Genomic DNA, 11,728 nt, shown 5'->3' on the forward strand with positions numbered 1-11,728 from the left:
CAGCGGGAAGAATTAGTGGCTCTTTTCGAGCAGGGTTATAGTTATTAGGCTGCAGCTCATCATGTTGGTGTTGGTGTTTACCCAGTCCGTGCTTTGTTTCGTCGGTTCTTGCTCCATGGCAAGCTATGTCTTGTGGAAAAGCCTTCAAAGCAGCAGTACTCTTTCGAAATCAAAAAGGAAGTTGTCCAACGCCATCTAGCTGGCGAGTCGAAGATGGATCTGGCCCGTGAGTTTGGTCTGTCATCGGATCAAGTGGTCGGATATTGGTCGCGAAAATGGCGCAAAGGCGGTGATGACGCGTTAAAGCTGACACCGAAGGGCAGGCCTAAAGGTTCAGCTAAGCCGAAAGTGCTTACTGAAGAAGATAAGCTGCGTCGCGAAAACGAACGGTTGCGGGCTGAAAATGCTTATTTAAAAAAATGCGGGACTTGAGGAACCAGGGACACGCCTGAAAGCCCAGGCAATCGTCATCCTCAAGTCACAACACCGCTTGGCAGATCTCCTCGCGGCGGCAGATACGCCGCGGGCGACATTCTTCTACCATCAAACCCGACTCGATAAGCCGGATAAACATGCTGCGGTAAAGCACGCAATCCTAGAAAGTTTCGAAGCCAACAAGCATCGCTACGGCTACCGGCGAGTGTTGCTGGACTTGCGCAACAAGGGCTGGGTGGTCAACCACAAACTCGTCTACACGCTTATGCACCAGATGGGTCTTCGGCCAAAATCCGTCAGCGCAGGCCCTATAATTCCTCCACAGGAACTATCAGTCGTATTGCTGACAATAAGCTTGCCCGTAAATTCACTCCAGACAAGCCCAATACCGTCTTTGTCAGCGACGTTACCGAATTGAGGGTTGCAGGCTGCAAAGTGTATTTATCACCGGTAATGGATCTCTTCGACCGCTGTATTGTCGCTCACACCGTGGCTACATCACCGTCGATAGCATTTACCGCCGATTCCCTAACAAAGGCGATTGCAGCCTGTGCGCCGAAGTCTGGATGGATGATGCACACCGATCAAGGCTTCCAGTACCAGCATTCAACTTGGCGTAATCTAATCCACGACAACGGCGGTGTTCAGTCAATGTCGCGTAAAGCTAATTGTTACGACAACGCAGTAATGGAGAACTTCTTCGGACACTTAAAAACCGAGATGTACCACGGAGAAGTTTTTAAAACCGTCGAGGAATTCACCCAAGCTGTCGAAGACTACATCCAGTGGTATAACACCGAACGCATCCAACAACGACTCAAGGGCCTGACCCCGATGCACTATCGGAATCAGGCCCTTGAACCCCTAACCACCTAGAATTAAACCAGTCCAACTTTTGGGGGCTAGTTCATCTAGCTGGGGGGTTCTTCCGTTTTGGCATTGGGTGCGGATTCTACGGCTTCGCGGGGTATACAGTAGCGGGAATAATATCGGCCCCCGTAACTCAGGTTCGATCACTCTAGCTCGTATTTTACTTTTGGTAGGGATCATTGGCTCGGCAGTATTCGCCCGTGTTTGTGCTCATGCAACTGTTCCACCAACGATGTACATTTTCTCTAATGGCGTTGAGGTCGTTTCCATTCTCGTCAGTTCCATAACCGCAGATAGCGGCAGAACATGTTCCACCTTCGGAATAGGGGATTGTGCGCGGATCGCGCATTGTTGGACAGAAAATTCACTCATTGAATGATCTCCAGGCATCGCTCGACTGAAACTTGCTACCTAAACTTGCAGATAGCTCTTCTACCTGCGGGTTTGTGTGTTTGTGTGAACGTGTGTAACTTATAGCGAGTCGCCGACACTGAGAGGTTGTTCGGATAAGACAAAATTAAAAAAGTGTTGATCCTGTTTGACTTTGTGTTCATCAGGGGTTAACGTTTCATTCACCGCAAAGTTCTGGTCATCATTGTGATGGTGATTGGTGTTGTGTGTGCGTGTTGTTTGAGAACTCAATAGTGTGCCAATGTACTTGTGGTTCCCATCCTTATTGTGGGTGGGGATCGGTATAGGAATAAAGATACATGCAATGATGATGAACGTGATGTTGTCATACGGCCGGCAAGTGTGCCATGGCTTGTAAATAACATGATGGTTGTTGTGAATTGTTGTGTTGGTGGTCATTGTTATTTTTTCCCCGTCAAGGGATGATGGCCACGTTTTTGATAGAGCAAATCATTAATTTTTTATTTTGCCAGTTGCAAACAATTGTGTGTTGTTTGTGGTGGTTTTTAGCCAGTTGGTTGGACTCGTTCCAGCTTGAAGGGTTGGTCTTTTGACTGATTTTTTATGGAGAGTTTGATCCTGGCTCAGGACGAACGCTGGCGGCGTGCTTAACACATGCAAGTCGAACGGAAAGGCCTAGCTTGCTAGGTACTCGAGTGGCGAACGGGTGAGTAACACGTGGGTGATCTGCCTCGTACTTCGGGATAAGCCTGGGAAACTGGGTCTAATACTGGATAGGACCATGCTTTAGTGTGTGTGGTGGAAAGTTTTTCGGTACGAGATGAGCCCGCGGCCTATCAGCTTGTTGGTGGGGTAATGGCCTACCAAGGCGTCGACGGGTAGCCGGCCTGAGAGGGTGGACGGCCACATTGGGACTGAGATACGGCCCAGACTCCTACGGGAGGCAGCAGTGGGGAATATTGCACAATGGGCGCAAGCCTGATGCAGCGACGCCGCGTGGGGGATGACGGCCTTCGGGTTGTAAACCTCTTTCGCTAGGGACGAAGCTTTTGTGACGGTACCTAGATAAGAAGCACCGGCTAACTACGTGCCAGCAGCCGCGGTAATACGTAGGGTGCGAGCGTTGTCCGGAATTACTGGGCGTAAAGAGCTCGTAGGTGGTTTGTCGCGTCGTCTGTGAAATTCCGGGGCTTAACTTCGGGCGTGCAGGCGATACGGGCATAACTTGAGTGCTGTAGGGGAGACTGGAATTCCTGGTGTAGCGGTGGAATGCGCAGATATCAGGAGGAACACCGATGGCGAAGGCAGGTCTCTGGGCAGTAACTGACGCTGAGGAGCGAAAGCATGGGGAGCGAACAGGATTAGATACCCTGGTAGTCCATGCCGTAAACGGTGGGCGCTAGGTGTGAGGGTCTTCCACGACTTTCGTGCCGTAGCTAACGCATTAAGCGCCCCGCCTGGGGAGTACGGCCGCAAGGCTAAAACTCAAAGGAATTGACGGGGGCCCGCACAAGCGGCGGAGCATGTGGATTAATTCGATGCAACGCGAAGAACCTTACCTGGGCTTGACATATGCAGGATCGGCGTAGTGATACGTTTTCCCTTGTGGTCTGTATACAGGTGGTGCATGGTTGTCGTCAGCTCGTGTCGTGAGATGTTGGGTTAAGTCCCGCAACGAGCGCAACCCTTGTCTTATGTTGCCAGCACGTGATGGTGGGGACTCATGAGAGACTGCCGGGGTTAACTCGGAGGAAGGTGGGGATGACGTCAAATCATCATGCCCCTTATGTCCAGGGCTTCACACATGCTACAATGGTCGGTACAACGCGCTGCGAGCCTGTGAGGGTGAGCGAATCGCTGAAAGCCGGCCTCAGTTCGGATTGGGGTCTGCAACTCGACCCCATGAAGTCGGAGTCGCTAGTAATCGCAGATCAGCAACGCTGCGGTGAATACGTTCCCGGGCCTTGTACACACCGCCCGTCACGTCATGAAAGTTGGTAACACCCGAAGCCAGTGGCCTAACCCTTGTGGGGGGGAGCTGTCGAAGGTGGGATCGGCGATTGGGACGAAGTCGTAACAAGGTAGCCGTACCGGAAGGTGCGGCTGGATCACCTCCTTTCTAAGGAGTTTTTATTGTTGGGTGACAGTTGTTGCCTGTTTTGTTTTTTGTATCCGGGTGGATGCGTGTGACCCATGATGGTTTTTTCTCACGCTGTGTGGTGTGGGGCTGTTGTGGTTGTTGTGTTTGTTGTTGTTGCGTGTGTTTGTTCTTATTTTTTTTGTGTGTTGGTGCGCTGTTGGGTGTCTGGGACAACATGGTTGTTCTGGTTGATCACTCATGTGGTTTTTGTGTTGGTGTGGCTGGTTGTGTGCTGGTTGTGCTTCATGGGATCTTCGTGGTTGGTGTGTTGTGTGAGAACTGTATAGTGGACGCGAGTAATCTTTATTCTTTAATTGTTCTTGGTGTTTTGTTTGTTACATGTGTGTTGTTTGTTAAGGGCACACGGTGGATGCCTTGGCATTATGAGCCGATGAAGGACGTGTAAGGCCGCGATAGGCCTCGGGGAGTTGCCAATAGAGCGTTGATCCGAGGGTGTCCGAATGGGGAAACCTGGCCATGGTTATGTGTGGTTACCCATCAGTGAATTCATAGCTGGTGTGGGGGTGACGCGGGGAAGTGAAACATCTCAGTACCCGTAGGAGAAGAAAATAATTAATGATTCTGCTAGTAGTGGCGAACGAACGTGGATGAGGCTAAACCGTATGCGTGTGATACCTGGCAGGGGTTGCGTGTGTGGTGTTGTGGGGCGTTGTTGGAGGAGGCTGCCGGCTCCTCGCTTGTGATGTGTGTGTTAGCGGAAGTGGTTTGGAATGGCCTGCCGTAGTGGGTGAGAGTCCCGTACGTGAAAACATGTGCATGCGAGTGGATGATGTTCCCGAGTAGCAGCGGGCTCGTGGAATCTGCTGTGAATCTGCCGGGACCACCCGGTAAGCCTAAATACTTATGATGACCGATAGCGGATAGTACCGTGAGGGAATGGTGAAAAGTACCCCGGGAGGGGAGTGAAATAGTACCTGAAACCGTGTGCTTACAATCCGTCAGAGCCTCTTTTTGTTAGGTGATGGCGTGCCTTTTGAAGAATGAGCCTGCGAGTCAGCGGCATGTCGCGAGGTTAACCCGTGTGGGGTAGTCGTAGCGAAAGCGAATCCTAATGAGGGTGTTGTTAGTGGCATGTCCTGGACCCGAAGCGGGGTGATCTACCCATGGCCAGTGTGAAGCAGCTGTAAGAGGTTGTGGAGGCGCGAACCCACTTAGGTTGAAAACTGAGGGGATGAGCTGTGGGTAGGGGTGAAAGGCCAATCAAACTCCGTGATAGCTGGTTCTCCCCGAAATGCATTTAGGTGCAGCGTTGTGTGTTTCTTGCTGGAGGTAGAGCTACTGGTTGGTTGAGCGGGACTACAATCTTAGCAATGTCAGCCAAACTCCGAATGCCGGTAATGTTAAGCATGGCAGTGAGACTGCGGGGGATAAGCTCCGTTGGTCGAGAGGGAAACAGCCCAGATCGCCGGTTAAGGCCCCTAAGGGTGTACTAAGTGGAAAAGGATGTGGGATCGCGAAGACAGCCAGGAGGTTGGCTTAGAAGCAGCCATCCTTGAAAGAGTGCGTAATAGCTCACTGGTCGAGTGGTTCTGCGCCGACAATGTAGTGGGGCTCAAGTACACCGCCGAAGCCGCGGCAGTCAACAATTTTTTTGTTGGTTGGGTAGGGGAGCGTCGTGCACTGCTGTGAAGCACCTGGGTGACTTGATGGTGTGGAGTGTGTGCGAGTGAGAATGCAGGCATGAGTAACGAATGAAAAGTGGAAAACTTTTCCGCCGGATGACTAAGGGTTCCTGGGTTAAGCTAATCTTCCCAGGGTGAGTCGGGACCTAAGGCGAGGCCGACAGGCGTAGTCGATGGATAACCAGTTGATATTCTGGTACCCGTGTATGTGCGCCCAGTGGTGAATCAGTGGTACTAACCATCCATGGATCTGCTGGTCATGCTTTGTGTGTGGTTGGTGGTGATGTGCGTGGGATCTTCGTTGGTAGTAGCCAAGTGATGGGGTGACGCAGTGAGGTAGCTGAGCCATGTAGTGGATTGTGGTGTAAGCGTGTGGCCCGTGGCATAGGTAAATCCGTGTCGCATATTTGGGTGAGGCGTGATGCGTAGACCTTTGTGGTTGATGTTGGTGATCCTGTACTGTCGAGAAAAGCCTCTAGCGAGTGCATATATGGCCCGTACCCATAACCGACACAGGTGGTCAGGTAGAGAATACTAAGGCGATCGGGTGAACTGTGGTTAAGGAACTCGGCAAATTGCCCCCGTAACTTCGGGAGAAGGGGGACCATTGCTGGTGACCGACGTGGTTGAGCTGGTGGTGGTCGCAGAGAATAGAGGGAAGCGACTGTTTATTAAAAACACAGGTCCGTGCGAAAACGTGGAAGTTGATGTATACGGACTGACGCCTGCCCGGTGCTGGAAGGTTAAGAGGACCTGTTAGGGCATTGTTGTCCGAAGCGGAGAATTTAAGCCCCAGTAAACGGCGGTGGTAACTATAACCATCCTAAGGTAGCGAAATTCCTTGTCGGGTAAGTTCCGACCTGCACGAATGGCGTAACGACTTCCCTGCTGTCTCAACCACAGGCCCGGTGAAATTGCAGTACGAGTAAAGATGCTCGTTACGCGCGGCAGGACGAAAAGACCCCGGGACCTTCACTATAGCTTGGTATTGGTGTTTGGTTCGGTTTGTGTAGGATAGGTGGGAGACTGTGAAGTGGTCACGCTAGTGGTTGTGGAGTCGAAAGTTGAAATACCACTCTGATCGGATTGAGCACCTTAACCTTGGCCCATGATCTGGGTTGGGGACAGTGCCTGGTGGGTAGTTTAACTGGGGCGGTTGCCTCCTAAAGTGTAACGGAGGCGCCCAAAGGTTCCCTCAGCCTGGTTGGCAATCAGGTGGTGAGTGTAAGTGCACAAGGGAGCTTGACTGTGAGACTGACAGGTCGAGCAGGGACGAAAGTCGGGACTAGTGATCCGGCACCTACTTGTGGAAGTGGTGTCGCTCAACGGATAAAAGGTACCCCGGGGATAACAGGCTGATCTTCCCCAAGAGTCCATATCGACGGGATGGTTTGGCACCTCGATGTCGGCTCGTCGCATCCTGGGGCTGGAGTAGGTCCCAAGGGTTGGGCTGTTCGCCCATTAAAGCGGCACGCGAGCTGGGTTTAGAACGTCGTGAGACAGTTCGGTCTCTATCCGCCGCGCGCGTTGAAACTTGAAGAAGGCTGTCCCTAGTACGAGAGGACCGGGACGGACGTACCTCTAGTGTGCCAGTTGTCACGCCAGTGGCAGGGCTGGTTGGCTACGTACGGGAGGGATAACCGCTGAAAGCATCTAAGCGGGAAGCCTGTTTTGAGATGAGGTTTCTTTTGAGGTTCCCTCTAGACTAGGGGGTTGATAGGCCAGATCTGGAAGCGTAGTAATGCGTTAAGGTGACTGGTACTAATTTTACCGAGTAATAACAGTGTGTAACGAGCAAAAAATAAACATCTATGAACATCTCACCGCTTTTTGTTGTGGGTGATGGTTTAAATGGATAATGAGTGTTGCTTGCGTCTGCTGTGCAGTGTCTGGCATGGCACACCTTGTCACCGTGGGTGGTTGGTTGTGTGTGTTGGTGGTTATTGTGTCGGGGGTACGCCCGGTCCCTTTCCGAACCCGGAAGCTAAGCCCGATTGCGCTGATGGTACTGCACCTGGGAGGGTGTGGGAGAGTAGGTCGCTGCCAACCTAAAACTTAAATAATGATATGGGGTTGTGGAGAAAATGAAACACAGTGTGTGTTTTATCCCTCCACAACCCCTATTTTTGTATGTGTAGGCGCGTGTGCGTGTGCGTGTATCGCATGCGCATGCGTGTGGGGTGTGTGGGGGGTGTTCCTATATAGGTTGTCAACCTCGCGGGTGGAGAAATCGGGGGCGGATTCTCTCTGTGGGGTTGTGTGGACGGGTTTGTTTTCGGGCATGACAGCTAGCCGACTGGGATTTTACCCGGTCGGCTAGCTTTACTCTTAGTGTCTAGGCTGCTAGGTCTTCCTGTGATGGTGCGGGATCGTGGTAGTGCTCGTGGTTGCGCATCATGGCGTAGAGGACGTTGAGTCGTCTGCGGGCTAGTGCTACTACTGCGGCGTTGTGCCTTTTGCCTTCACGGCGCTTTCGTTCATAGAATTGCCGGGAACGCTCGTGGAATCTGATGGATGCAAAAGATGATTGCCATAGGGCGTTCTTTAATTTTTTATTGCCGGCTCGGTTCAGTGAGTTCGACATGATTGAGGTTCCGGACTGATTCGTTCGGGGCGATAAGCCAGCGTAGGAGGCTAGGTGCCCAGCTGACGGAAAGTCGGACATATCGCCCGCGGTCATGAGAATTTGGGCAGCTGTCTTTGGCCCGATTCCCGGCATGGATAGCAGGAATTGGGTGTGGGGGATGTCGTTGATGAGCTCGATGACTTCCTTTTCGATTTGTTGGCGGTGCTCGAGCTTTAAAAGTGCGTCCTTCGCCGACATTGCTACGCCCATTTCGGCATAGTGTGCACCTGCAATAGTGACTGTTTGCTCAGAGATGGCAGCGAATATGGCATCGAGGACAGGTTCGGGATTTCGTGCCTTATATCGTCGAGCAAAGGCGGCTGCCTTGGCCTTACCTAAGCGCTTTATTTTGGTGGGCCCGCCGTAGCGTGCAAGTAGGTGCAGAACCCACTTGCGGTGGATTATCTGGCCGCGAAGGGCTTGTTCGAATTGCGGGTAACAGCCAACTAATGCACTTCGAATCTGATTGATGAGCCTGGTGTAGGAGCGCGCTAAGTCTTCGTCGATGCCGTTGAGGACTTTCAACTGGAGGAAGGCTTCTTCGACGCGGTCGACACTGCGGAGGGATTCCGGAAGGTTCTTTGCAGCGTGGGCGATGATATATGCATCCCGGATATCAGTTTTGGCATTACCAGCGTGGATGCGTGAGAGTTGACGCATAGCCAAACCTGGAAGGTAGCGCACGTCGATTCCGATATCTTGGGCAACTGCGACAGTTAGTCGCCCAATGTTATTGGGCTGGTCCACGACGACAAGGACCTTGTGGTCGTATGCGCTGAACGCTGAAAACAGTGCGCGCAGGGATTGTTCATTTTGATTGATGCGCTTAGATAGCACCTGGGTGCCGTCGATATCTAAGACGCAAGCGTGGTGAAAGTATTTGCAGGCGTCCATGCCGATGACATAGTCGTAGGTCATGTCTGACCTCCTAGCGAATTGAATGAGTATGGGACTTATTTCATCGCTGGTGGTCGGACATACTTCACGCTGGCATCCACATTACTTTGAGACCTCGCACATTGTGTGCGGGTCAGGTTCCTATTAGCAGTTTGGAGTATGTCACTGCCTTCGGCGGCATCACCCCCCCGGATCATTTTCTTAACAGGGACGAAAATAAGCCATACCGAAGCCAGCGACTAGTTCCGCTGCCACAAGGCAGAAGGAACGCAGATAAACATAGCCTGCCCCAGCATGGGGCTAGGAGTACGAATCCTGGGCTCCTTTAAGCGGAACTGCCAACAACGTAATGGGGTGTATCCCTGTTTTTTACGCCCACACTAAGGGGGGCGGGGTGTGTTTGTGGTGTTCTCGTATTCGAGACTACGTAAACCCATGGTGGGGTCTTCGGTGTGGGCATGGTGATGCTGGGGTTTTCGTGATCACGGATTCGTGGTCATGGTTTCGTGCTGGAGGATACGAGAACACACCAACAACCACACCCTGCTACCGAATCACTGCACCGGTGAACAAGCAGGGCCGGCCGGTGAGAGGGTCGATAAACTCGAGCTCAGTACTGGTCAGGTGCATGGGTCGGGAATAGTCTTCTGCGTCTTCGGCAAGTATTGTGGGGTAGATGGTGTCGCCAAGGATAGGGGCTGGGGGCTGTTGATCCTCAGGGGTGGTGGAGTGCATGTGCCTAGGGGTGGGGTTGGTTTTCGTGTTTTCGTATTCGTGACTACGTAAACCCATGGTCGGTGCCTAGGTGTGGGCATGGTGATGCTGGGGTTTTCGTGATCACGGATTCGTGATCATGGTTTCGTACTGGAGGATACGAGAACACACCAACAACCAACCAAGACCAGAAACACACCTTGGCGCGTGTTCGATTTCGTCGTGTGTCGTTTTATTTGTGGATGAATAATTAGGGCGGTGTTTCTACACACACCGCCCCCTTTCGTAAAGAGCCTTCGTAAAATCCCTGGTCCTTATCGGCTGGCACTAATAAGAGCTTGTGCTGCTTCTTCAATAACGATTCGTTTTTTACCAAACGTGAAACGAAGTTTGGTACGCCATGGTTCCCGGTGGTCGGTGAACACAGAAATAGGGATAGCAGCGACGTTGCAGTCAGTAATTAGGTTGTAACAGAAATCCGGACCGTCGTTAGTAGATAAATCACAAGAATCTGCGACGATATAAAACGTTCCTTTTGTGTTGCTTACGTGGAATCCAGCGGTTTTAAGCGCATGTGATAACAAGTCTCGGTTGCCTTGGAGTATTCGTTGTTGGTGAGCAATCCATTCACGCTCGTTATCTAGGGCGTAAGCGACAGCTGGTTGGAAAGGGCTAGCACCGACAAAGCTGAGGTATTGGTTCGCGCATATCTATCGTAGGTAGCAATGGGACGGTGCGTGGTGTCGTCGAAAAGCATGTGTTCGTAGACTTCATCGTTAACCACGATAAGGTCATGCTCGGTTGCTAGGGCGCACAACTCGGTAATTGCTTCCTTGCTAAATACAGCCCCGGTAGGATTGTGTGGCGAATTCACGATGATCATTCGCGTTTGGGGCGTGATGGCGTCGCGAAGCGCTGTGATATCAAGGTTCCACGAATTATTGTTGGGGGCTAAAGGCACTGCGATACGGTGCGTGCCTGCTAATGCAATGGCTGCGGCGTAGGAGTCGAAATAGGGCTCTAAGACGATCACGTCCTCATGCGGTTCCACAAGTCCGATAATTGCGGCTGTAAGCGCCTCTGTGGCTCCTACCGTGATAAGGACTTCGGTGTCGGGGTCTACATCCATGTCGTAGTAGTCGCGTTGGTGTCGTGCAACTGCTTCGCGTAGTATTGGAAATCCTTGTGCTGGTGCGTATTGGTTATTTCCTCGTGCGATTTGGTCACGGGCTATGCCCAGCATGTCCTTGGGGCCGTCATAATCGGGGAAGCCTTGACCTAGATTAATGGCACCGTGTTGTTGCGCGTGGGCGCTCATAGTAGCAAAAATCGTCTCGCCGAATTCAGCGAGACGATGGATTCCAACGGGGTGTGACATTGAGTTACAACTCCAGTAGATCAAATTTTGTTTCGCGTACTTGATCTAACTTATTCAGGTTCTTGCTCAATGTGGTCCATTGTTCGGAAGGAATCGTCGATTCTGCCCGAGCAATCACTGAAGAATCTGGAGTAGCCCATGCGATAGGCATGGGGGAAATTTGGTCCCATGAGTCTTGGTTCCCCACGGAGCGTTGGCCGGTGACGGCGACTGCTGGGATGCGGGTGCCTACTTTTCGGGTGTCGCCTTCGATGCCTGGGATTGCGGTGATGTTGCGCGTTGCTAGTGCCCATCGGGGTGGAAGGGTGGGGTCGACGTTGGTGTTGACCAGTGCCATCACAACCATGTCGCGGGGGTTGACTTCGGCGATCATGGCGGGGACGAGGTCGTAGTTGTCGTAGAGGTGTTGTGCGTTTCCTACTTGTTTGGGCACAACGAAGATCATGGCGAAGCTAATCAGTGCCATGATGGCGAATACTGCAAGACAGATGATGCCGAATGCTCCACCTAGCCAGAAGTAAAGGCCCACGCCGATGAGGATTTGAATGATTCCAAATAGACCTGCGGAGAGTTGGAGGCGTTTGGTGTCTTTGAGTAGCTCGTTGTTTTTTGCGGCGAAGTCGGCGTCGATGGGGAAGGAGAAGTGTGCCATG

Annotated in this window: 2 protein-coding genes, 3 rRNA genes and 3 pseudogenes; 4 read left to right on the top strand and 4 right to left on the bottom strand. The window is 52.0% G+C overall.

Features of this window, described 5'->3' with window-relative positions; genetic code table 11:
* Positions 1 to 123: 123 nt before the first annotated feature.
* The 4 genes and pseudogenes from AT687_RS11810 to rrf form a co-directional block, all read left to right on the top strand.
* A pseudogene (locus AT687_RS11810) lies at positions 124 to 1,311 on the top strand (IS3 family transposase); the annotation flags it as partial.
* A 966-nt stretch (positions 1,312 to 2,277) separates the two neighbouring features.
* Positions 2,278 to 3,796 (top strand): 16S ribosomal RNA (locus tag AT687_RS03355).
* 364 nt (positions 3,797 to 4,160) lie between these two features.
* Positions 4,161 to 7,246, top strand: a 23S ribosomal RNA gene (locus AT687_RS03360).
* Positions 7,247 to 7,392: 146 nt separating this feature from the next.
* A 5S ribosomal RNA gene (gene rrf / locus AT687_RS03365) occupies positions 7,393 to 7,509 on the top strand.
* Together the 16S, 23S and 5S rRNA genes form the textbook arrangement of a ribosomal RNA operon.
* 286 nt (positions 7,510 to 7,795) lie before the next feature.
* Here the strand turns inward: rrf and AT687_RS03370 are convergent.
* The 4 genes and pseudogenes from AT687_RS03370 to AT687_RS03390 form a co-directional block, all read right to left on the bottom strand.
* On the bottom strand, positions 7,796 to 9,004 hold the full coding sequence (locus tag AT687_RS03370) for an IS110 family RNA-guided transposase (protein WP_010935562.1): 1,209 nt from the start codon (positions 9,002 to 9,004) through the stop codon (positions 7,796 to 7,798).
* 525 nt (positions 9,005 to 9,529) lie between these two features.
* Positions 9,530 to 9,679, bottom strand: a pseudogene (locus AT687_RS03375) (23S rRNA pseudouridylate synthase); the annotation flags it as partial.
* A gap of 332 nt (positions 9,680 to 10,011) precedes the next feature.
* A pseudogene (locus AT687_RS12590) lies at positions 10,012 to 11,075 on the bottom strand (aminotransferase class I/II-fold pyridoxal phosphate-dependent enzyme).
* 4 nt (positions 11,076 to 11,079) lie between these two features.
* Positions 11,080 to 11,727 carry a DUF3239 domain-containing protein gene (locus AT687_RS03390; RefSeq protein WP_010934542.1) on the bottom strand — a complete coding sequence of 216 codons (648 nt, stop codon included), beginning with the start codon at positions 11,725 to 11,727 and terminating at the stop codon, positions 11,080 to 11,082.
* Between the last annotated feature and the right edge of the window lies 1 nt (position 11,728).

It is taken from the genome of Corynebacterium diphtheriae (genome assembly GCF_001457455.1).
In the GTDB taxonomy this organism is placed as follows: domain Bacteria; phylum Actinomycetota; class Actinomycetes; order Mycobacteriales; family Mycobacteriaceae; genus Corynebacterium; species Corynebacterium diphtheriae.

Bases quoted from the DNA above. Each gene is read 5' to 3' on its own strand.
- AT687_RS03370 (WP_010935562.1), bottom strand. From the start codon at position 9,004: ATGACCTACGACTATGTCATCGGCATGGACGCCTGCAAATACTTTCAC.
- AT687_RS03390 (WP_010934542.1), bottom strand. From the start codon at position 11,727: ATGGCACACTTCTCCTTCCCCATCGACGCCGACTTCGCCGCAAAAAAC.